Source organism: Pelomonas lactea, assembly GCF_043555885.1.
In the GTDB taxonomy this organism is placed as follows: domain Bacteria; phylum Pseudomonadota; class Gammaproteobacteria; order Burkholderiales; family Burkholderiaceae_C; genus Pelomonas; species Pelomonas lactea.
In genome coordinates this window covers 109,327-134,533 of the sequence record NZ_JBIGHX010000007.1, presented here as the reverse complement: position 1 = coordinate 134,533, position 25,207 = coordinate 109,327, and the positions used below count along the sequence as shown (strand labels likewise).

At 70.3% G+C, this 25,207-nt stretch carries 25 protein-coding genes; 9 read left to right on the top strand and 16 right to left on the bottom strand.

Annotated features, from left to right (window positions below; genetic code table 11):
- Window positions 1-39: 39 nt before the first annotated feature.
- Complete coding sequence (locus tag ACG04Q_RS18800; RefSeq protein ID WP_394512781.1) at window positions 40-2,049, top strand: reverse transcriptase family protein; 2,010 nt, start codon at window positions 40-42, stop codon at window positions 2,047-2,049.
- Window positions 2,050-2,055: 6 nt separating this feature from the next.
- Here ACG04Q_RS18800 and ACG04Q_RS18795 read toward each other — a convergent pair whose 3' ends face one another.
- The 12 genes from ACG04Q_RS18795 to gspG form a co-directional block, all read right to left on the bottom strand.
- Complete coding sequence (locus ACG04Q_RS18795; protein WP_394512779.1) at window positions 2,056-2,832, bottom strand: substrate-binding periplasmic protein; 777 nt, start codon at window positions 2,830-2,832, stop codon at window positions 2,056-2,058.
- A gap of 17 nt (window positions 2,833-2,849) precedes the next feature.
- On the bottom strand, window positions 2,850-4,061 hold the full coding sequence (gene gspF / locus ACG04Q_RS18790) for a type II secretion system inner membrane protein GspF (RefSeq protein ID WP_394512778.1): 1,212 nt from the start codon (window positions 4,059-4,061) through the stop codon (window positions 2,850-2,852).
- 140 nt (window positions 4,062-4,201) lie between these two features.
- The gene (gene gspE, locus ACG04Q_RS18785; protein ID WP_394512777.1) at window positions 4,202-5,626 is read right to left on the bottom strand and encodes a type II secretion system ATPase GspE; all 1,425 of its coding nucleotides are present in this window, start codon (window positions 5,624-5,626) and stop codon (window positions 4,202-4,204) included.
- Between the two features lie 6 nt (window positions 5,627-5,632).
- Window positions 5,633-7,816, bottom strand: coding sequence for a type II secretion system secretin GspD (gene gspD / locus ACG04Q_RS18780; protein ID WP_394512776.1), 2,184 nt, complete (start codon window positions 7,814-7,816; stop codon window positions 5,633-5,635).
- 2 nt (window positions 7,817-7,818) lie between these two features.
- Window positions 7,819-8,709 (bottom strand): type II secretion system protein N, encoded by an 891-nt coding sequence (gene gspN, locus ACG04Q_RS18775; protein WP_394512775.1) that lies wholly within the window; start codon window positions 8,707-8,709, stop codon window positions 7,819-7,821.
- Window positions 8,709-9,236, bottom strand: coding sequence for a type II secretion system protein GspM (gspM, locus tag ACG04Q_RS18770; protein WP_394512774.1), 528 nt, complete (start codon window positions 9,234-9,236; stop codon window positions 8,709-8,711). The genes gspN and gspM overlap by 1 nt, the downstream gene beginning before the upstream one ends.
- Window positions 9,236-10,483, bottom strand: a complete 1,248-nt coding sequence (gene gspL, locus ACG04Q_RS18765) for a type II secretion system protein GspL (RefSeq protein ID WP_394512773.1) — start codon at window positions 10,481-10,483, stop codon at window positions 9,236-9,238. The genes gspM and gspL overlap by 1 nt, the downstream gene beginning before the upstream one ends.
- Before the next feature lie 80 nt (window positions 10,484-10,563).
- Complete coding sequence (gene gspK, locus ACG04Q_RS18760; protein WP_394512772.1) at window positions 10,564-11,598, bottom strand: type II secretion system minor pseudopilin GspK; 1,035 nt, start codon at window positions 11,596-11,598, stop codon at window positions 10,564-10,566.
- Between the two features lie 83 nt (window positions 11,599-11,681).
- Complete coding sequence (locus ACG04Q_RS18755; RefSeq protein ID WP_394512770.1) at window positions 11,682-12,323, bottom strand: PulJ/GspJ family protein; 642 nt, start codon at window positions 12,321-12,323, stop codon at window positions 11,682-11,684.
- Entirely contained in the window at window positions 12,323-12,688 is a 366-nt protein-coding gene (gspI, locus tag ACG04Q_RS18750) for a type II secretion system minor pseudopilin GspI (protein WP_394512769.1), read from the bottom strand. The genes ACG04Q_RS18755 and gspI overlap by 1 nt, the downstream gene beginning before the upstream one ends.
- Window positions 12,685-13,134 (bottom strand): GspH/FimT family pseudopilin, encoded by a 450-nt coding sequence (locus tag ACG04Q_RS18745; RefSeq protein WP_394512767.1) that lies wholly within the window; start codon window positions 13,132-13,134, stop codon window positions 12,685-12,687. Before ACG04Q_RS18745 ends, gspI begins: the two co-directional genes overlap by 4 nt.
- Before the next feature lie 253 nt (window positions 13,135-13,387).
- Window positions 13,388-13,810 carry a type II secretion system major pseudopilin GspG gene (gspG, locus tag ACG04Q_RS18740; RefSeq protein ID WP_394512765.1) on the bottom strand — a complete coding sequence of 141 codons (423 nt, stop codon included), beginning with the start codon at window positions 13,808-13,810 and terminating at the stop codon, window positions 13,388-13,390.
- Between the two features lie 52 nt (window positions 13,811-13,862).
- Here gspG and ACG04Q_RS18735 point away from each other — a divergent pair, with 52 nt between their 5' ends.
- Window positions 13,863-14,465 carry a hypothetical protein gene (locus ACG04Q_RS18735; protein ID WP_394512764.1) on the top strand — a complete coding sequence of 201 codons (603 nt, stop codon included), beginning with the start codon at window positions 13,863-13,865 and terminating at the stop codon, window positions 14,463-14,465.
- 7 nt (window positions 14,466-14,472) lie between these two features.
- Here the strand turns inward: ACG04Q_RS18735 and ACG04Q_RS18730 are convergent, their stop codons facing one another.
- Both ACG04Q_RS18730 and ilvA read right to left on the bottom strand, forming a co-directional pair.
- A complete protein-coding gene (locus ACG04Q_RS18730; protein WP_394512763.1) occupies window positions 14,473-15,546 on the bottom strand; it encodes a nicotinate-nucleotide--dimethylbenzimidazole phosphoribosyltransferase in 1,074 nt (357 codons plus the stop codon).
- Window positions 15,547-15,578: 32 nt separating this feature from the next.
- A complete protein-coding gene (gene ilvA / locus ACG04Q_RS18725; protein WP_394512761.1) occupies window positions 15,579-17,144 on the bottom strand; it encodes a threonine ammonia-lyase, biosynthetic in 1,566 nt (521 codons plus the stop codon).
- Window positions 17,145-17,397: 253 nt separating this feature from the next.
- Here ilvA and ACG04Q_RS18720 point away from each other — a divergent pair, with 253 nt between their 5' ends.
- The gene (locus tag ACG04Q_RS18720) at window positions 17,398-17,829 is read left to right on the top strand and encodes an OsmC family protein (protein ID WP_394513006.1); all 432 of its coding nucleotides are present in this window, start codon (window positions 17,398-17,400) and stop codon (window positions 17,827-17,829) included.
- Here ACG04Q_RS18720 and coq7 read toward each other — a convergent pair whose 3' ends face one another.
- Complete coding sequence (gene coq7 / locus ACG04Q_RS18715; RefSeq protein ID WP_394512760.1) at window positions 17,830-18,492, bottom strand: 2-polyprenyl-3-methyl-6-methoxy-1,4-benzoquinone monooxygenase; 663 nt, start codon at window positions 18,490-18,492, stop codon at window positions 17,830-17,832.
- 193 nt (window positions 18,493-18,685) lie between these two features.
- On the opposite strand from coq7, the gene ACG04Q_RS18710 reads away from it, so the two are divergent.
- The 6 genes from ACG04Q_RS18710 (at window position 18,686) to ACG04Q_RS18685 (ending at window position 25,055) form a co-directional block, all read left to right on the top strand.
- Window positions 18,686-19,735 carry a porin gene (locus tag ACG04Q_RS18710; RefSeq protein WP_394512759.1) on the top strand — a complete coding sequence of 350 codons (1,050 nt, stop codon included), beginning with the start codon at window positions 18,686-18,688 and terminating at the stop codon, window positions 19,733-19,735.
- A gap of 176 nt (window positions 19,736-19,911) precedes the next feature.
- On the top strand, window positions 19,912-20,976 hold the full coding sequence (locus ACG04Q_RS18705) for a porin (RefSeq protein WP_394512758.1): 1,065 nt from the start codon (window positions 19,912-19,914) through the stop codon (window positions 20,974-20,976).
- A gap of 178 nt (window positions 20,977-21,154) precedes the next feature.
- Window positions 21,155-22,132, top strand: a complete 978-nt coding sequence (locus ACG04Q_RS18700) for an ABC transporter permease (protein ID WP_394512757.1) — start codon at window positions 21,155-21,157, stop codon at window positions 22,130-22,132.
- 9 nt (window positions 22,133-22,141) lie between these two features.
- On the top strand, window positions 22,142-23,086 hold the full coding sequence (locus ACG04Q_RS18695; RefSeq protein ID WP_394512756.1) for an ABC transporter permease: 945 nt from the start codon (window positions 22,142-22,144) through the stop codon (window positions 23,084-23,086).
- On the top strand, window positions 23,083-24,063 hold the full coding sequence (locus ACG04Q_RS18690; protein ID WP_394512755.1) for an ABC transporter ATP-binding protein: 981 nt from the start codon (window positions 23,083-23,085) through the stop codon (window positions 24,061-24,063). Before ACG04Q_RS18695 ends, ACG04Q_RS18690 begins: the two co-directional genes overlap by 4 nt.
- Entirely contained in the window at window positions 24,060-25,055 is a 996-nt protein-coding gene (locus tag ACG04Q_RS18685; RefSeq protein WP_394512754.1) for an ABC transporter ATP-binding protein, read from the top strand. Before ACG04Q_RS18690 ends, ACG04Q_RS18685 begins: the two co-directional genes overlap by 4 nt.
- Here ACG04Q_RS18685 and lptM read toward each other — a convergent pair.
- The gene (lptM, locus tag ACG04Q_RS18680) at window positions 25,052-25,198 is read right to left on the bottom strand and encodes an LPS translocon maturation chaperone LptM (RefSeq protein WP_394512753.1); all 147 of its coding nucleotides are present in this window, start codon (window positions 25,196-25,198) and stop codon (window positions 25,052-25,054) included. The two genes, ACG04Q_RS18685 and lptM, sit on opposite strands and share 4 nt — an antisense overlap.
- Window positions 25,199-25,207 lie beyond the last annotated feature (9 nt).

Genomic DNA, 25,207 nt, shown 5'->3' with positions numbered 1-25,207 from the left:
TGCACTCACCTTTTTCGGGCAGGTCTCATGACTGAGCGCATGCCCACCCGTGCGGAGCTGCTGGCCCGCATCGCCCTCAGCAGCAAGGACGCCGTCGTCCTCGCCGAGATGCAGCGCCTGGGCTACTGGCCCAAGGGCGCCCAACAACCCACCATCGAGGCGGCGCTCATCGAGCGTGAAGCCGAGCTGTACAAGGCGCTCACCGCGCTGCAGGGCGAGCTGCAGGTCAAGGGCGACCCGCAGGCCGCGCTGCAGGCGATGCGCCGCGAGCGCATGGCGCAGGCCCGCGAACAGCGCGAGGCGCGCGCCCAGGCCCGCGAGCGTGAGCGCTACAAGCGTGCGCTGCGCTGGCACGCAGCCCGCCAGACGCAGGCGGGCTACCTGGGCGAAGGCGTGTCGGGCGGCCTGGGCGCCGAGACCGACCCGGAGGCCGCCAAGGCGCGCCTGCTGGCGGCCGGCCTGCCGGCGCTGACGACGCCGCTGGAGCTGGCGCAGGCGATGGGCCTGTCGCTGCCCGAGCTGAAGTTCCTGTGCTTCCACCGCGAGGTGGCGCGCAGCACGCATTACCGGCGCTTCCACCTGCCGAAGAAGACGGGCGGCGTGCGCACCATCTCCGCCCCCATGCCGCGCCTCAAGCGCGCGCAGTACTGGGTGCTGGACAACCTGCTCGCCAAGGTGCCCGTGCATGCCGCGGCGCACGGCTTCCTGCCGGGGCGCAGCATCGTCAGCAACGCCCAGCCGCATTGCGGGCAGGACGTGGTCATCAACCTCGACCTGAAGGACTTCTTCCCCAGCGTGCACCTGCCGCGCATCAAGGGCGTGTTCCGCGGCCTGGGCTACGGCGAGGCGGTGGCCAGCCTGCTGGCGCTGCTGTGCAGCGAGAATGCCTGCGACGAGCTGACGGTGGATGGCGAGCGCTTCTTCGTCGGCGGCAAGGGCCATGAGCGCGTGCTGCCCCAGGGCGCACCCACCAGCCCGATGCTGACCAACATCCTGTGCCGCAAGCTGGACCGGCGCCTGGCCGGTCTGGCGGCCAAGCTGGGCTTTGCGTACACGCGCTATGCCGACGACCTGACGTTCTCCGCCGCGGGCGAGGCCGCGCAGCGCGTCGGCACGCTGCTGCGCCAGGTGCACCACGTGCTGCGCGACGAGGGCTTCACGCCGCACCCCGACAAGCAGCGCGTCATGCGCCGCGGTACGCGTCAGGAGGTGACCGGCATCGTCGTCAACGGCCAGCCGTCGGTGTCGCGCGAGGAGCGCCGCAAGCTGCGCGCCGCGCTGCACCGCGCCGGCCAGCAGGGGCTGCAGGCAGCCACCTGGCAGGGCCAGGCCGCCACGCGCGACACGCTGGTGGGCTATGCGCGCTTCGTGCACATGGTCAACGCCCAGCAGGGCCGGGCGCTGCTGCAGCGGGCCCTGGCGCTGCCGGGTGCCGCGGGCGCCGCGCCCCGGGGCGACGCCTTCCGCGCGCAGGCCGCCCGTGGCCAGGCGCCGGCGCGCGGGCAGGGCGACTGGTGGCAGGTGGCCCCGGCGCCCGAGCCGCAGCTGGCGCTGACGGCCGGCCAGATGAAGGCCGCGCGGCAGGCCCGCATCAATGCCGAACGCGCGGCGCGCAACGAGGCCCGCCGGCCTGCGACTGCGCCCCGGCAGGCCGCTCGCGCGCCGGCTGCGGCGGTACCAGCGGGGGCGGGTGCTGGTGCGGGTGCAGGTGCAGGTGCAGGTGCAGGTGCAGGTGCAGGTGCAGGTGCAGGTGCAGGTGCAGGTGCAGGTGCAGGTGCAGGTGCAGGTGCAGGTGCAGGTGCAGGTGCAGGTGCAGGTGCAGGTGCAGGTGCGACGGACGCCGTGCCGTGGGGCCGCTACGGCGCGCAGCTGCTGGGCATGCTGCTGCTGGCCATCGCCCACCTGAACCTGTGGTTCCTCATCCTGGGCCTGGTGTGGGTGACGCAGTCGCTGAAGAAGCGCGACCCGTCGTGGCGCCGCTTCGGGCTGGGGGTGCTGCTGATCGCCGTCGTGGTGCGCGTGCTGGCCGCGCTGGCCAACCCCGGGTAGCGCGGCTCAGCGGTAGCCCACCTGCTTGCGGAACTCGTCCAGCAGGCGCGCGTAGCTGCCGTCGCGGCGCATCTGCGCGAGGCCGCGGCCGAAGGCCTGGGCCAGCGCGGGGCCGTCCGGATGGGCCTTGGAGAACGCGACCCAGAACGCATCCGCGCTCAGGATGCCGCGCCGCACGACCTTGCCGCGGAACTCGGGCGCGGCGTCGATGCGCATCCAGCCCGGCGTGCGGTTCAGCAGGATGTAGTCCACGCGGCCGTTGACCAGCATGCGCAGCAGGTTGGCGTCCGACGTGGCCGTGAAGCGCTGGATGCGCGGGTCGCGCATGAACTCGGTGGGGTAGGTGTAGCCGTTGGTGATGGCCACACGCTTGCCGCGCAGGTCGGCCAGGCGCAGCTCGGGGCCGGCCTCGCCCGCCCGGCCGAAGATGGACAGCTCCTCCTCGAACATGGGCGGCTGGTGCCAGAGGTAGTCGTCGCGGTTCTCGTCGGTGACGGTGGCGTTGAAGCAGCCCGCCACCTCGCGCGAGCGCGCCAGCAGCATGCAGCGCGCGAAGGGCACGGTGACGAATTGCGGCGTGATGCCCTGCGTGGCGAAGGCGGCGCGGATCAGCGTCACGCTGAAGCCCTTGGGCGGCTGCTCCTGCGGGCTGCCCGGGGACTCCGCCGCGCTGTAGGGCGCCCAGTCGTCCTCGCCGGCCAGCACGACCGGCCCCGCGGCACGCGCCGTCAGGTGCAGCGCGAGCGCCGCGGTCAGCAGGCATCGCCAGGTCGTTGCGGACATGGCGCCGATGCTATGCCCTATTTCACCCAGGTGTTGAGCTGGATGATGGGCAGCAGCACGGCCAGCACGATGACCAGCACGATGGCCCCCATGGCGACGATGAGCAGCGGCTCCAGCAGCGTGGCCGCGGCCATCGATCGGCGCGTCACTTCCACACTGAGCTGGCGCGCGGCGCGGCCCAGCATCTCGGGCAACTGGCCGGTCTGCTCGCCCAGGCGCGCGAACATGGCCAGGATGCCGGGGAAGCGCTTCTTGCCGGCCAGCGCCGAGCCCAGCGGCGCGCCTTCGCGCACCTGCACCAGCGCGTCCAGCGCGTCGGCCTGCATGGCGCGGTTGGACAGCGTTTCGGCCGCCGCCTGCAGCGCCTTCAGGATGGGCACGCCCGCCGCCGCCAGCATGGCCAGCGTGCCGGCGAAGCGCGCCGCGTTGTAGCCGCGCGCCAGCCGGCCGACCAGCGGCACGCGCAGCAGGCCGGCGTCGAAACGCAGCCGGAACGCCGGCGCCTTCAGTGCCTGGCGCAGCAGCAGCGCGCCCGTCACGAGCGCGGCCAGCATGGCCCAGCCCCAGGTGCGCACGAAGTCGCTGACGGCCAGCATGCCTATCGTCAGCGCCGGCAGCGTGCGCTTGGAGCTGGTGAACACGGTGGCGATCTGCGGCACCACGTAGGTGACGAGGAAGATGACGATGAGCACCGAGATCATCGAGATGATGGCCGGGTAGGCCATCGCGCCGACCAGCTTGCCCTTCAGGTCCTCGCGGGCCTCCAGGTCGTCGGCCAGCTTCTCCAGCACCTGGCCCAGCGCGCCGCTTTGCTCGCCGGCGGCAACGACACCGCGGAAGACATCGTCGAACTCGCGCGGCGCCGTGGCCAGCGCGCGGGCGAACGTCGAACCGGCATTCACCTCGGCCTTGAGCTGGCTGATGAGTTCGCGCTGGCGCACGTCCTCGCTCTCGTCGGCCAGCGCGGTGAGGGCACGCTCGATGGGCAGGCCGGAGCCCACCAGGCCGGCGAGCTGGCGCGTCCACACGGCCAGCGCGGTGGCGCTGAACACGCGGCGCGTGAAGCGGCTCCCTTCCTGCGCGCCGTGCTGCTGCACCTGCTCGATGGCCAGCGGCGTCAGGCCCAGCGCGCGCACGGCGGCCCGCGCGGCGCGCGGGTTGTCAGCCTCGATCAGACCGGTGTTCTGGCGACCGGAGTCGGTGAGGGCTTCGTACTTGTAGGCGGGCATGTCAGCGGAATCCTGCGGGACGAGCGCCGGGCTGCTCCCAAGCCGGCCCGCCACGGCGACGTGCTCGTGGCTCAATGCCGCGAGCGTCGCCGTCCCCTCGGGGGACCGGCCAACGTACTCGTTGGACGAGGGGCTTCATATCACTCTCGGGTCACGCGGAGGACTTCTTCCAGCGACGTGACGCCGGCCTCGATCAGCCGCTCGCCGTCCTCGCGCATGGAGCGCAGCCCGTTCGCCACGGCGGCCGCCTGCAGCTGGCTCTCGGGCGCGCGGTTGTGGATGAGGCCGCGCACGGCTTCGTCGGCCACCATCAGCTCGTAGACGCCGGTGCGGCCCTTGTAGCCGGTGTGGCCGCAGGCCTCGCAGCCCACGGGGTGCCAGCGCTGGTGTTCGTCCTGCGTCTTGCAGACCGGGCACAGCCGGCGCACCAGCCGCTGTGCCAGCACGCCCAGCAGCGAGCTGGACAGCAGGAAGGGCTCCACGCCCATGTCGGTCAGCCGCGTGACGGCGCTGGGCGCGTCGTTGGTGTGCAGCGTGGCCAGCACCAGGTGGCCCGTCAGCGACGCCTGGATGGCGATCTGCGCGGTCTCGTAGTCGCGGATCTCGCCGATCATGATGACGTCCGGGTCCTGGCGCAGGATCGCGCGCAGCGCCTTGGCGAAGGTCAGGTCGATCTTGGCGTTGACCTGCGTCTGGCCGATGCCGGGCAGCTCGTACTCGATCGGGTCTTCCACCGTCAGCACATTGGTGGTGCTGGTGTCCACGGTCTGCAGCGACGCGTACAGCGACGTCGTCTTGCCCGAGCCGGTCGGGCCGGTGACCAGCACGATGCCGTGCGGCTGCTGCACCAGCTTCTTGAACGCGGACAGCACCTGGCCGTCCATGCCCAGGCCTTCCAGCGTGAACTTGGATTCGCTCTTGTCCAGGAGGCGCAGCACGGCGCGCTCGCCGTGGGCGGAGGGCAGCGTGGACACGCGCACATCGATGGCGCGGCCGCCGATGCGCAGCGAGATGCGGCCGTCCTGCGGCAGGCGCTTCTCGGCAATGTCCAGCTCGGCCATGATCTTCAGGCGGCTGATCAGCGCGGCGTGCAGCGCCTTGTTGGGCTGCACCACCTCGCGCAGCGTGCCGTCCACGCGAAAGCGCACCGAGCTGCTGCGCTCGTAGGGCTCGATGTGGATGTCGCTCGCGCCGTCCTTGGCGGCCTGCGTCAGCAGCGCGTTGAGCATGCGGATGATGGGCGCGTCGTTGGCGGCCTCCAGCAGGTCTTCCACGGCGGGCAGGTCCTGCATCATGCGGCTCAGGTCCACCGCGCTCTCGACCTCGCCGACGACGACCGCCGCACTGCTCTCGCTGCCGGCATACGCGGCATTGATGCGCTCGGCCAGCGACGCGTCGGCCTCGGACTCCAGCTTGTCCACAGAGTACAGGCGCTGCACTTCGGACAGTGTGGCCCAGCCCACCTCGGGCGAGGCCCAGAGCGTCAGCGCGCTGCCGTCGTCCTCCAGCAGCACTCGGTGCGCCTTCGCGAAGGCATAGGGCAGGGGGTGGCGATTGACGGCCATGGCGGCTTACCGCGGCGTGGCCTTGCCGGCCGGTGCCTTGGGCTCCGGCAGCACCGGCGCGCCCGTGTCGGGCAGCGCCCAGTTCTTGCCCGGCTGGCCGTTCTGCTGCACGGCACGGATGCTGTCGTAGCGGTCCATGCTGAGCTGGTTGGTGCTCTCGGCGGTGCGCAGCACGACCGGGCGCAGGAACACCATCAGGTTGCTCTTCACGCGCTTGCGGTTCTTATTGCCGAACAGGTTGCCCAGCAGCGGGATCTTGGACAGCCCCGGCACGCCGGCCTCGCCGTCGTCGTACTCGTCCTTCATCAGCCCGCCCAGCACGATGATGTCGCTGTCCTCGACGACGACGGAGGTCTCGATGGCGCTCTTGTCCAGCGTCGGCCCGTTGACGCCCTGGGCCGTCACGTTGGAGTTCTCCTGGTACACCTGCATGCGCACGGTGCCGCCCTCGCCGATCTGGCTCTTGATCTTCAGCGTCAGGCCCACGTCCTTGCGGTCGACGGTCTGGAACGGGTTCACGGTGCCGCCGGTCGACGAGCCGGTGTTGGCGTAGGAGCCCGTCACGAAGGGCACGTTCTGGCCGATGACGATGCGTGCCTCCTCGTTGTCCAGCGACACGAGGTTGGGCGTGGACAGCACGTTGGCGCCGCTCTGGCTCTCGAAGAAGTTGGCCACGGCGCCCAGTGTGTAGACGCTGCCGAACTTCTTCAGGATGCCGATGTTCAGGCCCGTCGGGGCCGGCGTGGAGGTCTGCGCCGTCACGATGGCGCTGGTGCCGGTGGCCACCGCGCCGGTGGCGTTGATGATGTTGGCCAGGCCGGTGCCGTAGTTGGTGCCGGCGCCGTAGATGGTCGCGTCACCCTTGTTGCCAAAGATGTTCTGCCACTGCACGCCGAACTGGCCGGCCTTGCTGTTGTCGATCTTGACGATCAGCGACTCGACGTAGATCTGCGCGCGGCGCGAGTCCAGCTGCTCGATGACCGCGCGCACCTGGCGGTACAGCGGCTCGGCGGCGGTGATGATGAGCGAGTTCGTCGCCGGGTCGGCCTGCACGAAGCCGCCGGTGGACGGGCCGGCGGAGGCGTTCAGCGGCGTCGTCGCGGCCGCCGAGATGCCGCCGCTGTTGCTGTTCGTCGACGTGGCCGAGCCGGTCAGCGACGCGTTCTGCCCGCCGAAGCTGGTGCCCGCGCCGGCCAGGCCGCCGGTGTTGCCGGTGCTGGACGAGCTGTTGCCGCTGCCGCCAGCGTTGGCCGCGCCGAAGGCCGCGCGCAGCACGGCGGCCAGCTTCACGGCGTCGGCGTTCTTCAGGTAGACGACGCGGATGTTGTTGCCACCGTCCGGGCTGGGTTGGTCCAGCTTGTCGACCATGGAGCGCACGGCGGCCAGCCGCGTCGGGTTGCTGGCGCGCAGGATCAGGCCGTTGGAGCGCGGGTCCACCAGCACGTTGACGGCGCTGCTGCTCTGGCCCGGCACGGCGGCGCCGGCGGTCTGGCCGCCGTCGGCCAGGCGCTGCACCAGCGGCGCCAGGTCGGCGGCGACGGCATGCTTCAGCGGCACGATCTCGATGTCGCTGCTGCCCGGCGTGTCCATCGCCGCGACGATCTTGGCGATGCGGTTCAGGTTGTCGGCGTAGTCGGTGATGACCAGGCTGTTGTTGCCCGGGTTGGCGTTGATCGTGTTGTTGGGGCTGATCAGCGGGCGCAGCACGGCCACGAGGTTGTTCGCGTTCTCGTGCTGGATGCGGAAGATCTGCGTCAGGATCTGGTCGCCGCGCGCGCCGCTGGTCTCCACGGCCACCGAGCCGGCCTGCAGCTTGGCGTCGGCCTCGGGCAGCACCTTCAGCAGCCCGGCGCTCTCGACGACGGTAAAGCCCAGGCCGCGCAGCGCCGCCAGGTAGTTGCGGTAGGCCTCACCCACCGACACCGGCTGCTCGCTGTAGACCGTGATGGTGCCCTTCACGCGCGGGTCGATGATGATCTGGCGGTCCAGCATGACGCCGATGGCCCGCGTGACGGCCTCGATGTCGGCGTTGACGAAGTTCAGCGTGACCGGCGAGCTGGCCTTGACGGCCGGGCCCTTGCCCGCGCCGGGGCGGGCGCGCTGCACGGTGGCGTTGTCGGGCTGCGCGAGCGCGCTGCCGGTGGCCAGCAGCAGCGCGGCGAGGGCGGTGGCGGTGCGGTGGAGATTCATGATCATCCGATCGTCAGGACGGAGCGCGAGCCTTGGCGGCGCCCGATGATGTTCAGCAGGTTGTTCAGCGCTTCCTCGCGGCCCGGCGCGGCGGTGGCCTCGCCGGTGAAGCGGCTCTTGCCGCCGGGGCTGAGCTGGCCCACGCCGGTGAGCTGCAGCGCGCCTTCCAGCGTGGACAGGCGCAGCGTGCTGGTGCCCGGGTTGGCGCTGTCGCCGACCAGCTCCAGCCGGTAGCTGCCCAGCGGCGCCACGGTGGAGATGCGCGAGGACAGGTTCACCAGCTCCAGCTGTGCGCTGCCGAACTGGCGCCAGCGGCCCTGCACCGACTCCAGCCGCAGCTCGCGCGCCGACAGCCGCAGCGAACCGCCCAGCTGCAGCGTGTTCCACGGCGTGCCCAGGCCGGCGAGCAAGCCGGCCGGCAGCCGCGCGATCCAGTCGGCGCGGTTGTCCACGCTGACCTCCATGCGGCCCAGGCCCGGCTTGATGCCCAGCAGCAGCTCGCCGTTGATGCAGCAGTCCTGCCGCGCGGCCAGCTGCAGGCCGGCGCCCTTCAGGCTCATCTTCCAGTGCAGGCGGCCGGGCAGCGACGCCGCGTCGCGGGCGCCGGCGCCGCCGGTCAGCACCAGCACGCCGGAGCCGTTCCAGATGCTGCCGCGCGTGTCGGCGATCAGCAGGTGGCCGCCGGTGGCCGAGGCCACGCTGCCGGCCAGCCAGCTGGCCGGGGCGAAGACGATCAGTGCGCCCAGCAGGCCGATGACGGCACCGGCGATGCTCCAGGCGCGCGGCGCACCGCGGCGCACGGCGCGGCCCGTGCCCAGCGTGCTGGCGGCAAAGACCGAGTCCTGCACGGTGGCGGGCGCCAGCGGCGCGGGTTTCTTCTTGAACCAGGCCATCAGGCGCCCCCTCCCAGGCCCAGCACCAGCGTGCCGGAGTAGCCCTTGGGGCCGCGTGTCAGCTGCGCTTCGACGGGCCGCGCGCGGGCCGCCGCGCGCACCTCGCCCAGCCAGGCCTGCAGCGCCGGCGGCGTGATGCCGTTGAGCGTGACGATCGCGCGGTCGCCGGCCACGTTCAGACGTGCGGCGGCGCCCAGGTGTTCGACGGAGGCCTTGAGCGCCGCCTCGGCCTGCGCCGGCGGCACCGGCGGTGCGGCGCGCAGCTGGCTGGCTTCCAGCGCCTGGGCCTGCATCTGCTGCAGCTGCGCCTCGGCCAGCTCCAGCTCGGCCGGGGCCGTCTTCAGCGTGCGCAGCGCCGGCGCCAGCAGCACGCTCCAGGCCAGCAGCAGGCCCAGCAGCGCGGCCACGGCGCTCAGCGCCAGGCGTTCACGCTCGCCCAGTGCCTGCCACTGTGTCAGCGCCTGTGCGCGCAGTTGGCGCCACTGTGCCTGCAGGCCGTTGGCATCGGGGGAATCAAAGCGGGCCATCAGCGTCGTCCTTGGGCACTGGCGCGGCTCAGCGTCAGCTTGCCTTCGCTGGCATCGAGCAGCCAGCCCTCGCTTTGCAGCTGGCTGCGGAAGTTGTCGACCTGGGCCTGGCTCCAGCCCTGGGCCGACACGGTGAGCCGGCCGGGCTCGAAGGCCAGCGCCTCGGCGGGGGGGCGGTCGGCGGGCCAGGCGGTGGCGGCGGCGCCCAGCAGCGCCTCCAGGTCCTGGTCGCCGACGCTGCCGGCGCCGGCGCGCAGCAGGTCCAGCTGCTTCTGCATCTGCACCGGCGCGTCGAGGATGGCGCGCACCTGCGGGAAGGCGGCCGTCAGCGTCGCGCTGACCGCGTCGCGGCGGGCGGCGAGTTCGCGCTTCTGGTGCCAGGCCCACAGGTTCAGACCCAGCAGCTGCACGACGATGAGCGCGCCCAGCCCCCAGCGCACCGGCTGCCAGGGCTTGCGCATCAGGTTGCGGCTGAGCAGGCGCAGCGCGCGCGCGCCGCGGGCTCGGGGCGCCAGGTCGAACTGGCGCAGGTTCCAAGGGCTGCCGATGACGCCCAGCGCGCGCTGCGCCGGCGTCTGCACCGTGACGGTGGTGCCCAGCCAGCGCTCGGCGCTGGTGGCGATGCCCGGTGTGGCCGTCCATTGAGCCGCATGCACCAGGCCAGGCCCGAAGAACTGGCGCGTCAGCCCGCCCTGCAGCGGCAGCGTGGCGACGCCGTCGGCATGGCTCCAACGCAGCGAGATGCCGCTGGCGTCGGCGCCATTGGATTCGAAGAAATGCCCACGCGGCAGCTCGTCGGGCCAGGACAGCGGCGCGACGCGGTCGATGAAGACATGCGCTGCGTCCAGCTGCGCGAGGTGCTCGGCCAGCCAGGGCTTGGACGTGATCGCGACCCAGGCGGTGTCGCCGCCCACGGCGTCGGGCTCGACGGCGAAGTGCAGCGTGTCCGGGTCGTCCAGCAGCGCCTCCTCCAGCTTGCCGGCCAGCGCCGCGCGCATCTGGCGGCCGGTGCGTGGCAGCTCGACGCGGCGCCAGCTGACGTCGGACTCGGCCGGGATGGCGATGACGGTGTCGGCCGACGGCAGCGCGCCGGCGGCGCTGCGGCCCTCGCGGTGCACGTGCTGGTCGTCCGTGGTCAGGGCCCAGTCGTACTCGTGCGGCGTGCCGGCGCGCGCCGGTTCGGACGCGGCTTTGCCCAGCGCGCGAAGGCGCGTGCGGGGGGGCAGGAACAGCAGCAGGGTGCTCATAGGGGCTGGCGGGCGCGGCGCATTCTAGGAGGGGGCTGTGGCGGTGGCGGGCAGATGGGCGGCGGCGGTCACAAGTCTTTTCAACGATCCAGCAGCTGGCTGACGCGTTCGCGCGCGAGCACCAGCGTGTTGCTGCCCTGGCGCTCGACGAGCGAGCGCTGCTCCAGCTGGCGCTCGTCCAGCCGCAGCCGGCCGGTGACGATGAAGAAGGAGGAGTCGACCGACGCGCGGCCGCTGCCGATCTGCACGTTGGTGGGCAGGAAGGCGGCCGCGTCGGCGGTGTTCTGCAGCGGCTTGGCCTTGCGGCCCTGCACCAGCCGTTCGGCGGCGGCCAGGTTCATGTTGTCGAACAGCGCTGCGATGACCTCGCGCGGCGCCGTGTTCAGGTTGACCGGCGTGGCCTTGGGCAGCAGCACCACGTAGGGTTGCAGGCGCTTGATCGTGTCGGCATCCAGCCCCAGCCAGGCGAGTTGGTCCAGCCCGGCGGGCTGCAGCGGGCCGCTGCTGGCGGCCGGCGTGCTGGCCGGGGCGCTGGCGGGCGCACTCGCGCCGCTGGCCGGCGTCGGGAAGGCAGCGCGCAGCCCGTCGATGATGACGGCAGCCGTGCCGGGCGGTGCGTTGACCTGGCCGCATAGCCGTTGCAGCGTGCGCTCCTCCAGTGGGTCCACGGTGGCGCCGGCCACCAGCGCGCGCAGGTTGTAGCGGCTCTGCGCGTCCTCGATGAAGCCGGACAGGAAGGCCTCGGGGCCGTCGTCGGCGCTGGCGGTCGACGGATCGGCCGCGAGGAAGGTGGACAACCGCGACTCCGCCAACGGCGTGGCCCAGAACTCGCCCAGGTGGTCGATGCCGCGGGCGTCGGACTTGAGGATCAGCCGCGCCCAGTCCAGCGCGCCCTGCAGCACCCACACGGCCTGCGCCCGGGCGCGGTCGGCGGCCTCGATCTGCACGGCGCGGTACTGCTGCCAGACCATGCCCGCGGCCAGCGCGGCCACCAGCGTGACGATGATCATCGCGGTCAGCAGCGCAGCGCCGGATTGAGCCCCTCGTCCAGCCGCACATCGCTGGACGCGGTGCGTCTGGCCGGTCCCCCTGGGGGACGGCGATGCTTGCGGCATTGAGCCGCAAGCACATCGCCCGAGCGGGCCGGCTTGGGAGCGGCCCGGCGCTCGGCCCGGAAGGTGCATGGCGCGGCGCGGGTTCATCGGACGGTGACCTCCAGCTCGCGCGTCAGCGTGCCCGCCAGGCCGCTGCCCTCGGCGAACTGCATCGCGACGCGCAGGCCCGACGGCGCCTGGTTGGCGGGCCGCGGGTTGACGGGACCGGCATTGGCCTGCGCCGTGCCGCCGGTGGACTGGCAGTTGCTCCACGCATTGCCCCAGAAGCAGTAGAACTGCCAGCCGGCCACGCCCTCGAAGGCGCGCAGCGCCGGGTTTCGCGAGGCCAGCTGCTGCATGCCGCGCTGGCGCTCGGTGTCCAGGTCCTGCACGGTGCGCACGCCGGGGCTCTCCCAGCGCCACAGGCTGCCCTCGCGCAGGCTCCACACCACCACCTGCAGCCCCAGCGGCGCCTGGCGCGTCAACACCAGGTTGCCGCCGTCGAAGGCCAGCGGGGGCACGGTGCTGTGGCTGTCCTGCACGGCGCGCAGGTCCACCTCCCACTGCGCCAGCACGGTCTGCAGCCGCGCGGTCTGCGCGAGGCGGACCTGCGCGATCTCGCGGCTGCGGGCCAGCGCGTCGATGCCGCGCCAGGCCATCGCCGCCATCGTCGCCATGACGACCAGCGCGACCAGCACCTCCACCAGCGTGAAGCCGCGTGCGTGGCGGGGCGGCGTCGCGTGCATCAGATGCGGCCCACGATGGTGGTCAGCGTCAGCATGGGCAGGCCTTCGTCGTTCTCGACGTCGGCGTCGACGCGGCGGAAGTCCGGGTTCAGCGTCGAGCTGACCTTGAGCTTGCCGGCATAGGTGCGGCCCAACTGCTCGCAGCTGAACGGCGACTCGCCGATGCTCGGGAACTGCTGGTTCAGCCGGATCTCGGTCAGCACGTTCTCGGCGCACCACTGCGCGGCGCTGACCTGGGCCAGCCGGTCGGCATTGTTGGCCAGCGCGCCGGCGGCCTTGATGCCGGCGCCCAGCGCGATGGCCACGATGACCAACGCCACCAGCACCTCGATCAGCGTGAAGCCGCGTTGGCGACGGCGGCTCATGGGTTGACGACCTCGAACGCGGCCAGGCCGTCCGTGCCCAGCACGACGCGCTGGTCGCCCAGCTGCAGGCGCAGCCGCTGGGCCGGAATGATGGGTTCGGGACCGAGCACCAGGCCGGGGTTGACGGCGGTGGCGTTCTCGATGGTGACGGCCACGGGGTCGCCCAGCCAGCGGGACGGCAGCTGCAGGGTCTTGGGCAGGCCCGTGAACTGGAAGTCCTCGCCGGTCTTCTGGCTCTTGGGCACCCAGCGCACCGCCAGGCCCGACGCCCGGCTCTCGGCGCGGGCCGTCTCCAGCAGCGCAGCCAGGCGCTGGGCCTCGCGCTGCAGCTGCAGCTCGGTGGGGTCGCGCAAGGCGAGGCTGATGGTGGCGCTCGTGATGGCGATCAGCGCGACGACCACCAGCAGCTCGATCAGTGTGAAGCCGCCATGGCGCCTGAAGCGCATGCATTGCGGGCCGAGCGCCGGGGCGCTCCCAAGCCGGCCCGCCAGGCGATGTGCGAGCGGCGCAACGCCGCGAGCATCGCCGCCCCCTTGGGGGCTGGGGCCGGACACAAGGCGTCCAGCGGACGGCTTGCGCATGCCGAAGGGCTGCGGCTGCGGCTGCGGCTGCGGCTGCGGCTGCAGACGCAGCGCGGCCTGCAAGGCCGACCAGACTCGCTCGCGTTCAGCGACGCGAGGCTGGGCGAGGGGCATCACGTTATTGCCAGGAACCGATGTCCGCGTCGCGGCCCTCGCCGCCGGCGCGGCCGTCGGCGCCGAAGCTGTAGACGTCGACATCACCCTTCACGCCCGGGTTGGCGTACTGATAAGGATGGCCCCATGGGTCATTGGGCAGCTTCTCGAGGTAGGGCTTCCAGTTCGGCGGCGGCGTGCCGGCCGTGGGCTTGCGCACCAGCGCATCAAGGCCCTGTTCGCCGCTGGGGTAGCGCTGGTTGTCGAGCTTGTAGAGCTTGAGCGCCTGCATCAGGTTGTTGACGTCGGTGCGGGCGGCGGTGACGCGGGCGTCCTCGGCGCGGTCCAGCACGTTGGGGACGACGAGGGCCGCGAGCACGCCGATGATGACGAGCACAACCAGCAGTTCGATGAGCGTGAAGCCGCGGACGATGGAAGAACGACGCATGACGGGCAGGGAGAGCGCTGAGGCAGCGGTGAGCGGGCCATCATAATGGGCCATGGTTGCTCGATTGATGGCGTTCTTGGTGTGGCTGCTGCTGGGCGGCTCGGTGGCCTACTGGGGCCTGCAGTTGTTCGCCCGGCCGCTGGCGATGCCGGCGTCGGTGCTGCCCGCCACGGGCGGCCCGTCCGGCCCGGTGGACCTGAGCCGGCTGCTGGGGGCGGCCGCGCCCGAGGTGGCGCCGGAGCCCGAGGTGGCCGCGTCCACGCGGCTGCGGCTGCTGGGCGTCGTGGCCCCCCGGAACGCGAAGGCCGCCGAGGCCGGCGAGGGTGTTGCGCTGATCGAGGTGGATGGCGTGCCGCGCACTGTGCGCGTGGGCGCCGTCGTCGACGGCGAGCTGCGCCTGCTGCGCGTGCAAGCACGCAGCGCCAGCCTGGGCCTGCTGGGCCAGGCGCCCGCGCAGGTGCTGCAGCTCAGCCCGCCCACGGCGCCGGCCACGGGTTCGCTGGTGGCCGCGGCGCCGTCGCCGGTCGTGCTGGGAGGCAACCCGCCCGGCACGGTGGCCCAGATGCCGCCACCGCCGCCGGCCGTGCAGCAGCCTGTTTACGGCGCGCCCTTGCCCGAGATGCAGGCCAGCGGCGTGCCGCTGCGCCAGCGCTGAACGCTGATCAGCTGCCCAGCGTCGGCACGTAGGTGCCGGGCTCGGGGCGGATCGACAGCCGGGCCTCGGCCACTTCGTGCAGGTCGGTCAGCAGCGCCGCCGCCGAGCGGATCATGGGCCAGGCGAGCGCCGCGCCGGTGCCGTCGGCGCTGTCCATGCCCAGCTCCAGCAGCGCCGAGGCGTGGAACAGCGCCAGCGCCTCGTCCAGGCCGCGGTGCACGTGGCTGCGGCAGAACACGGCGTAGTCGGTCACCGGGGCGCAGATCAGCGAGGCCAGCTTGAGTGCGGCGCAGGCGGCGATGCCGTCCACGATGATGAGGCTGCGCTTGCTGGCGGCCACCAGCATGGCGCCCACCATGACGGCCAGTTCATGGCCGCCAAACGCCGCCAGCAGGTCCATCGGGTCCTTGGCATCGCGGTGTCGGGCCTGGGCGCCGTGCAGCACTTCCAGCAGGTGCGTGAGGTCGTCCTGGCGCATCGTGGGGCCGGAGACGACGAAGTCCCGCACCGGCTGGTCGGCCAGGCGCGACAGCACCAGCGCGGCGCACTCGGGCGAGCCCTGGCCCATGGCCGCGCAGGCCAGCACGTTGCCGGGCAGGTTGTCGGCGATCTCCATGCCCACGCGCACGCCGGCATGGGCCTGCTCCAGGCTCATTGCAAATGCGGTGCGCGCATTGCGCGTGCCGTGCGCGACCTTGCGCGCCAGCAGCCGGGCATGCGGCGGCAGGTTGTCGGCGACGCCGCAGTCCACCACGGTCAGGTGCAGGCCCTGCAGCCGCGCGAACACGGACACGGGCAGTTGCGCATGCAGCGCCATCTGCACCTGGTCCTTCGTCGCGCGGCCCCACTGGGCGCCGACACCGTCGACGACGATGCCGTGGTCGGCCGCGAACAGCGCCAGCACCGGGTCGCGGAAGCGCGGCGTCAGGCTGTTCTGCACCAGGCCCAGGCGCACGGCCAGCGGTTCCAGCTCGCCGAGGCCGCCCGCAATGGCGGAGCGCCGGTCGACGCGGTCACGCAGGGCTTTTTCCAGCTCGGGATTGGCGGTGGGGGAGATCAGCGACTGTTGGGCGACGGTCATGGCGCAGGCGGTCAGAGGCCCCCGATTTCAACTCAACCCAGGAACAAGCGGTAGACCGGGTTTGCCGTCTCGTCCTCGAACGGATAGTTCAGGCCGCTCAGGAACTCGCGCAGCGCCGCGGCCGCGCCCTTGGGCACCTGGATGCCGACGAGGATGCGGCCGTGGTCGGCGCCCTGGTTGCGGTAATGGAACAGGCTGATGTTCCAGTCCGGGTGCATGCTGGACAGGAACTTCATCAGCGCGCCGGGCCGCTCGGGGAACACGAAGCGGTACAGCCGCTCGTCCTTCGCCAGTTCGCTGCGGCCGCCCACCATGTGGCGCACGTGCTGCTTGGCAAGCTCGTCGTGGGTCAGGTCCAGCGTCTCGAAGCCGGCCTTTGTGAAGGTGCGTGCCAGCCTTGCCGCCTCGTCGGGCTTGGAGATGCCGATACCCACGAAGATGTGGGCGACGTTGGCGTCGGCGATGCGGTAGTTGAACTCGGTGACGCTGCGCGGGCCCAGCAGCTCGCAGAAGCGCTTGAAGCTGCCGCGTGCCTCCGGGATGGTCACGGCGAACAGTGCCTCGCGGTGCTCGCCGACCTCGGCCCGCTCGGCGACGAAGCGCAGGCGGTCGAAGTTCATGTTGGCGCCGCAGGTGATGGCAATCAAGGACTGGCCCTTGGCGCCGGTCTTCGCGGCGTACTGCTTGACGGCGGCCACGCTCATCGCGCCAGACGGCTCCAGGATGGAGCGCGTGTCCTCGAACACATCCTTGATCGCGGCGCAGACGGCGTCGGTGTCGACGACGATGAAGTCGTCCACCAGCTCGCGGGCGATGCGGAAGGTCTCCTCGCCCACCAGCTTGACGGCCGTGCCGTCGGCGAACAGACCCACGTCGGTCAACGTCACGCGCTTGCCAGCCTTCACCGAGCGCAGCATGGCGTCGGAGTCGGGGGTCTGCACGCCGATGATCTTGATCTCGGGCCGCAGCGCCTTGACGTAGGCCGCCACGCCGGAAATCAGGCCGCCACCGCCGATGGCGACGAAGATCGCATCGATGGGGCCCGGGTGCTGGCGCAGCAACTCCATCGCGATGGTGCCTTGGCCCGCAATGACGTCGGGGTCGTCAAAGGGATGGACGAAGGTCAGGCCCTGCGCCTGCTCCAGTTCCTTGGCGTGGCCGTAGGCGTCCGTGAAGCTCTCGCCGGACAGCACCACCTCGCCGCCCAGCGCCTTCACGGCGTCGACCTTGACCTGGGGCGTCGTCAGCGGCATCACGATGACGGCGCGGCAGCCAAGCTTTCGGGCCGACAGCGCCACGCCCTGGGCGTGGTTGCCGGCGGAGGCGCAGATGACCCCGGCGGCGCGCTGCTCGGCCGTCAGGTGCGCCATCTTGTTGTAGGCGCCGCGCAGCTTGAAGCTGAACACGTCCTGCTCGTCCTCGCGCTTGAGCCAGACCTTGTTGGCCAGCCGCTTGGACAGCTTGGCCGCGTGCGTCAGGTCGGTTTCCCGTGCGACCTCGTAGACCTTGGCGTTCAGGATGCGCTGCAGGTAGCTGCTGCCGGGGGGCAGCATGGCGGGCACCTTGGCTGCGGGCGTGCGGCGGCGCGAGGCGCTCATCGAGTCTCCATGAGGTTTTGTTGCGGCGCCGCATGATAGGGGAGACCCCTCATGCGGCGCCGCTCGCCGCCGGCAAGGCTGCCTTGGCGAAAAAAAACCCGAGCTCTTGCAAGCTCGGGTTGAATCCACCATGGAGGCGGTGGAGGAGACAATCGGTGCGAAAGCGTTTTCGCTTGGTTGGCAGTTTAGCGCCGAGTTATGCTGCGCTGCAATATTTTTCTGTGAAAAATTGGAGCTTTGCCCCTAGATGAGCATGGAATGCACGGTGAGTTGGCTGGGCCCCGAAGGCCCCAGCGGCATGAGCTTCGTCGCCGAGACGGGGAGCGGCCATGTGTTGGCCATGGACGGCGCGCCCGATGGCGGCGGCCGCAACCTTGCGCCACGGCCCATGGAGACGGTGCTGGCCGGCACCGGCGGCTGCACCGCCTATGACGTGGTGCTCATCCTCAAGCGAGGCCGCCACGACGTGCGCGGCTGCAAGGTGGTGCTCAAGGCCGAGCGGGCGACGAGCGACCCCAAGGTCTTCACCGCCATTCATTTCCACTTCGTCGTCAGCGGCAAGGGGCTCAAGCCCGAGATCGTCGAACGCGCGGTCACGCTGTCGCACGAGAAGTACTGCTCGGCCACGGCCATGCTGGCCAAGACCTCGGCCATCAGCACGTCGTTCGAGGTCGTTGAGGTCTGATCAGATGCGGTGGGCCACGGTCGTCATGACCTTGGCCGCCAGGCGCATCAAGCCGGTCACGGGCGCCGGCAACGGCGCGGCGCCGGCCGCGAGGGCGGCCTCGGCGTGCGCGGCTTCCTCGCGCTTCATCTGGTCCACGACGGCCCGAGACGCGGTGTCGCTGGCCGGCAGTCGGTCCAGGTGCGAGGCCAGATGTGCCTCCACCTGCCGCTCGGTTTCAACGACGAAGCCCAGGCTCCAGCGGTCGCCCGCCGCACCCGCCAGGCTGCCCCATGCAAAGGCGCCAGCCCACCACAACGGCGCGAGGTGGCTGGTGTGTGCGCCCAACTGCGCCAGGCGCTCGGCCGTCCAGGCCAGGTGATCCAGTTCCTCCTGCGCGGCCTGTTCGAAGTGCAGGCGCAGCTCGGCGGTTCGTCCGAACAGTGCCTGCGACTGATAAAGCGCCTGTGCGCAGATCTCGCCCACGTGGTTGACCCGCATCAGCGCCCCCGATTCACGGGCCTCGTCGGCGCTCAATTCGTTGCGCGAAAGCGCCGCTGCGGGCGACGGACGTGCTGCCCGCGTGGGGGCAAAGATCGTCCTCAAGCCCGAATCGAGTGCGCTCAGCAGCCGATCGCCAGTGCTCAATGAGCGAAGCTGCGGGGTAGTTGGGTGCGAAAGCATTCAGTTCACATGCATTTACATGAAGAAATCATGACAACGACTCCTTCGTTGTCGATGGGCAACGGCAACACACAATTTCATATCCGTAAATTCCCGAAGGGGTCAAACCTGTAGTGGAATACGCGCACTTCCTCACAGGAGGTGAGCCCGGCCGACTCGGCCAGGGGCTCGTGTGAATATCTAGGAGTATCGAATGAAGAAAGCACTGATTGCCCTGGCCGTCCTCGGTCTGACCGGTGGCGCTGCTGTTGCGCAATCGTCCGTCACGCTGTTCGGCGTTCTGGACGCCAACGTCCGCTACACCAAGTCCAGCGGCCAGACGCTGAAGAAGCTGGACTCCAGCGGCCTGAGCACCAGCCGTTTCGGCGTGCGTGGCACGGAAGATCTGGGCAGCGGCCTGAAGGCTGGCTTCTGGCTGGAATCCGAAGTCGGTGTCGACACCGGCGTCGCCGCCAACGGTGGCGCCTTCTGGGGCCGTCGTGCCACGGTGAGCCTGTCGGGCGACTTCGGTGAAGTGCGCCTGGGTCGCAACAAGACCGCCTCGCGTCTGCACCTGGAAGACTTCGATCCGACGGCCGCCACGGGTCAGGGCAGCGTCCTGTCCGTCTACAGCAACCTGGGCAGCGGCAACAGCACGGCCTTCGGCCGCGCTGACAACCTGGCTTCCTACTCGCTGCCGGACGGTCTGGGTGGCTTCTACGGTGGTGTCGACGTCGCCGCCGGCGAAGGCGCGACCAACAACAAGCTGGAAGCGGCTCGCCTGGGTTACAAGGCTGGCCCGCTGAACGTGTCCGGCGCCTACGCCAACGCCACCGGCGTGGCAGGCAAGTACAAGCTGACCTCGATCGGCGTGTCCTACGACCTGGGCGTCGCCAAGCCTTCGTTCGCCTACACGGAGAACAAGTACAACGCCGCCAAGCAGACCATCTACACGGCCGCTGTGACCGTGCCGCTGGGCCAGGGCCTGATCATGGCTTCGTACACCGACTCCAAGGCCAACACGGCTGCGGAAGGTACGGCTGCCTACACGACCGCCGGCGTTGCTGCCGTCACGGGCGATGCCAAGCTGTTCTCGGTCGGCTACGTCTACAACCTGTCCAAGCGCACGGCTCTGTACACGACCTACGCCCAGATCGACAACGACGGCAAGGGTACGTACTACGCCGCCGGTTCGACGGCTGGTTTCGTCAAGGCTGGCCAGAAGTCCAGCGGCTTTGACGTCGGCATCCGCCACAGCTTCTGATCAAGCGCCGCGACTTTGTCGCGGTCGATCAGCAAAGCCGCCCTCGGGCGGCTTTTTCATTTGTCTCCGCGGCGACAGGGGAATTGCTGTGGGCAATGAACAACAGCGCTTGCTTTCCGGGACAGTGGTTCGCTGAGAATAAGCCGGTTCACTATTCCTAGCAGGAGACAACGTTGATGAAAAAAGCTACTTTGGCCGTCGCCGTTCTGGCCGCCAGCACCTCTGCCGCCTGGGCCCAATCCAGCGTGACCCTGTATGGCATCGTGGACGCTGCCGCGCGCTATACGACCAACACCAACCCCGGCCAGTCCGACAAGCAGCTGATCCCCGGCGGCCTGTCGCAGAGCCGCCTGGGTGTGAACGTCACCGAAGACATGGGTGGCGGCCTGAAGGCGCTTGTGAACATGGAGCACCGCTTCAATTCCGACAACGGCACTGTTGCGGCTGCTGATTTCTGGCGCCAGGCCTGGGTGGGCCTGCAATCCAGTGAATTCGGCCAGATTCGCCTGGGCCGCCAGTACAACATCCTGTTCGACATCTACACGTCGACCTACGCTTCCTTCCGTTATTCGCCATACATCGAGGCATACAAGCCCGAAATCGGCATGTCCGCCGGCGCACGCCAGGACAACATGGTCAAGTACCTGGGCCAGTTCGGCAATGTGTACGGCGAAATCCAGCTGTCGGCCGGTGAGGGCAATTCGCAAAACAAGTCCGAAGGTTTCCTGCTCCGCTATTCGGATGGCACCTACGGTTTCGGCGGCGCCTACCTGCAGGTGACCGACACGGCCGGCAAGAAGGTCAAGGCCACCACCATCGGCGGCTCCTATACCTCCGGTCCGCTGTATGTGAACCTGTCCTGGGCCGAGAACAAGTTCGACACCGGCAGCCTGCTGCAAGCCGCCTACACCAGCGGCCTGCTGAACGCGCAGAGCGCCCTGAATGCCGCCGGCAGCAGCGTCGCCAAGCGCGAAATGCTGATGGGTGGCGTGACGTACCAACTGACGCCGCAATTCAATATCGGTGCCCATTACTGGCACGCGACGCAGACGCACCAACTGGCGTCGCTGCCGGGCAAGAGCAAGGCCGACTTCTTCGCGGCCGTCGCCGACTACGCGTTCTCCAAGCGCACCGACGCGTATCTGGAAGTGGACTACACCAAGTTCAGCGGTGCGGTGGCGTTCCAGAACGGCGCCACGAAGCGTGGCGGCGCGATGGTGGGTGTGCGTCACCGCTTCTGATGCCGCGCAGGCTTGGGGCCTGCCTGAATGCTCAACGGGCCGCATCAGCGGCCCGTTTTTCTTGGTGGGCACCACTCTTGCTCGTCTAGGGCTTTCCCTGGCAGTGAGGCCTTTCCGCCTTCGCCATGATCGCGCCTTCGCTCGGCGCCACAAGCGCGACAGGGTTCATCCAAACCTCATGCTGGTTTTCATTCTTCGCCGTCTGGCCCAGGCCGCCATCGTCATGCTGTCGGTGGCCTTCATCGCCTTCATGCTGTTCCAGTACGTGGGTGATCCGGTCAACAATCTGCTGGGGCAGGACGCCACCGAGGAGCAGCGCGCCGCGCTGCGCAAGGACCTGGGTCTGGACCAGCCCTTTCCGGTGCAGTTCGCGCGCTTCGTGGGCAATGCGGTGCAGGGCGAATTCGGCATCAGCCTGCGCCAGGGGCGCAAGGTGTCGGCCCTCATCGTGGAGCGCTTTCCCGCCACGCTGGAGCTCGCGCTCGTCGCCGGCCTGATCGCGCTGGGCCTGGGCATTCCGCTGGGTGTCTACGCGGCGTTGCGGCGCGGTAAGGCCAGCGCGCAGCTGCTGATGACGGGCACGCTGTTCGGCGTCAGCCTGCCCAACTTCGTCATCGGCATCGTGCTGATCTGGGTGTTTGCCGTCGAGCTGAAGTGGCTGCCCAGCTTCGGCCGGGGTGACGTCGTCGCGCTGGGCAGTTGGACCACCGGGCTGTTGACCCGTGACGGCCTGCTGCACCTGATCCTGCCGGCGGTGACGCTGTCGGCGTTCCAACTGACGTTGATCATGCGGCTGGTGCGCGCCGAGATGCTTGAGGTGCTGCGCACCGACTACATCCGCTTCGCCCGCGCCCGCGGGCTCACCGACCGCAGCGTCTACTTCGGTCACGCGCTGAAGAACACGCTGGTGCCGGTCATCACCATCACCGGGCTTCAGCTGGGCTCGCTGATCGCGTTCGCGATCATCACCGAGCAGGTTTTCCAGTGGCCCGGCATGGGGCTGCTGTTCATCCAGGCCGTGCAGTTCGCCGACATCCCCGTGATGGCGGCCTACCTGTGCCTGATCTCGCTGATCTTCGTCGTCATCAACCTCGGCGTGGATCTGCTCTATTTCGCCGTCGACCCGCGCCTGCGCGTCGAGGGCAAGGCGCACTGACGACCCGACATGGCTGTTGATGCCGATCCCAAGCCGACCGCGTCGGCCTCCGCGCTGCGCGGCTTCTTCGACGGCGACGTGTGGCATTCGTTCCGCACCTCGCCGGTGGCGATGCTGGCGGCGTTCATCGCGTCCGTCTGCCTCGTTTGTGCGCTGTTCGCCGGCGTGGTGGCGCCGCACAACCCGTTCGACCTCGCGACGCTGGACCTGATGGACTCGCTGAAGCCGCCGTCCTGGATCGAGGGTGGCGAGTCCCGGTTCGTGCTGGGCACGGACGGCCAGGGGCGCGACATCCTGTCGGCGCTGATGTACGGCACGCGCATCTCGCTGCTGGTGGGGCTGGCGTCGGTGCTGCTGTCCATCCTGATCGGCGTGACGCTGGGCCTGCTGGCCGGCTTCCTGGGCGGCCGCACGGACGCCTTCATCATGCGCATCTGCGACGTGATGCTGTCCTTCCCGTCCATCCTCGTCGCGCTGATGATCAGCGGCGTCGGCCGCAGCCTGTTCCCGCATGCGCCGGACGCGCTGGCCTTCGTCGTGCTGGTGCTGGCCATCGCGCTGACCGGCTGGGTGCAGTACGCGCGAACGGTGCGTGGCTCCACGCTGGTGGAGCGCAACAAGGAGTACGTGCAGGCGGCCCGCGTCATCGGCGTGGGCCCGCTGCGCATCATGCGCCGGCATGTGCTGCCCAACGTGCTCGGGCCGGTGCTGGTGCTGGCCACCATCCAGGTCGCGTCGGCCATCATCACCGAGGCCACGCTGTCCTTCCTGGGCGTGGGCGTGCCGGTCACCAGCCCGTCGCTCGGCACGCTGATCCGCAACGGCAACGACACGCTGTTCTCCGGCGAGTGGTGGATCACCGCCTGGCCCAGCCTGACGCTGGTGCTCATCACGCTGAGCGTCAACCTGCTGGGCGACTGGCTGCGCGACGCGCTCAACCCCCGACTGCGATGACGGACCCGTTGCTTGAAGTCAGCCACCTGCGGGTGGAGTTCCCGACCCGCCGCGGCACGCTGCTGGCGCTGGACGACATCTCCTTCGCCATCGCGCCGGGCGAGATTCTGGGCGTGGTGGGTGAGTCCGGCGCCGGCAAGTCGCTGACCGGCGCGGCCATCATCGGCCTGCTGGACCCGCCGGGCCGCATCGCCGCCGGCGAGATCCGCCTCGCGGGCCGGCGCATCGACAACCTGCCCTACGAGCAGATGCGGCGCGTGCGAGGCCGCGAGATCGGTGCCGTGTTCCAGGACCCGCTGACGTCGCTGAACCCGCTCTACACCGTCGGCCACCAGCTCGTCGAGACGATCACGACCCACCTGGACCTGACGGCGGCCCAGGCGCGCACGCGCGCCATCGAGCTGCTGGCGTCCACGGGCATCCCCGCGCCCGAGGCCCGCATCGACCACTATCCGCACCAGTTCTCCGGCGGCATGCGCCAGCGCGTCGTCATCGCGCTCGCGCTGGCGGCCGCGCCCAAGCTCATCGTCGCCGACGAGCCGACGACGGCGCTGGACGTGTCCATCCAGGCGCAGATCATTGCGCTGCTGAAGCAGGTCTGCCGGGAGCAGGGCGCGGCCGTCATGCTGGTCACGCACGACATGGGCGTCATCGCCGAGACCTGCGACCGCGTTGCCGTCATGTACGCCGGCCGCATCGCCGAGATCGGCCCGGTGGCCGATGTCATCCGCCGCCCGGCGCACCCTTACACCGTGGGCCTGATGGGCTCCATCCCGGCCATGGACGAAGACCGCGAGCGGCTGCTGCAGATCGACGGCGCGATGCCGCGGCTGAACGCCATCCCGCCGGGCTGCGCCTTCAACCCGCGCTGCACGCGCGTTGTCGACCGCTGCCGCACCGACCGACCCGAGCTGGCCGACGTCAGCGCGACTCGCGCCGCCTGCTGGCAGCCGGTCACCGGGGAGGGTGTGCGATGAGCCGGCCACTCGTGGAAGTGCGCGACCTGGCCAAGGTCTTCGACGTGTCGCCGCCCTGGCTGAACCGCGTCATCGAGCGCAAGCCCAAGGCCTTCGTGCATGCGGTGGACGGCGTGTCGTTCACCATCCAGCGCGGCCGGACGCTGGCGCTGGTGGGCGAGAGCGGCTGCGGCAAGAGCACCGTGGCGCGGCTGCTGGTGGGGCTGTACGGCGCCACGCGGGGCAGCGTCAGCGTCGATGGCGAGGACATCGCGAAGACGCTGGCCGGCCCGGGCGCGCTGCCGCTGCGCCGGCGCATGCAGATGATCTTCCAGGACCCCTACGCGTCGCTGAACCCGCGCTGGCAGGTGCTGGACATCGTCGCCGAGCCGCTGCGCGAGCATGGCCTCGTGAAGACCGATGCCGAGGCCCGCCAGCGCGTGGGTGAGCTGCTGAGTTCGGTGGGTCTGAACCCGGCCGATGCGCAGAAGTTCCCGCACCAGTTCTCGGGCGGCCAGCGCCAGCGCATCTCCATCGCGCGCGCGCTGGCCACGCAGCCGGAGTTCCTGGTCTGCGACGAGCCGACGTCGGCGCTGGATGTGTCCGTGCAGGCGCAGGTGCTCAACATCATGAAGGACCTGCAGCGCGAGCGCGGGCTGACCTACCTGTTCATCTCGCACAACCTGGCCGTCGTGCGCCATGTGGCGGACGAGGTGGGGGTCATGTATCTGGGCCGGCTGGTGGAGGTGGCCGAGAAGGCCGCGCTGTTCGCCAGGCCGCAGCACCCGTACACGCGCATGCTGCTGGACGCGATCCCCGACATCCACATGACCGGGCGCGCCCGCACGCCGGTGCAGGGCGAGGTGCCCAACCCGCTGAACCCGCCCAGCGGCTGCAGCTTCCACCCGCGCTGCCCGCTGGCGAACGCGCGCTGCAAGGCCGAGCGGCCGGCGCTGCTGGAAATCCGCGGCGTGCGCGTGGCCTGCCACGCGGTGGAGGAGGGGCGGGGCTAGCGATTCGCCGGGGCTGGCGCGGACGCCGCGTCGGCCGGCTTGGGCAGCGTCAGCGGCCCTTTCTGCCCGCAACCCGCAAGCGCGGTAAGGGTGATGGCCAGGGCGATCAGGCGCCCACCTACACTGACGGCAGAACTCTTCATTGCCGCAGT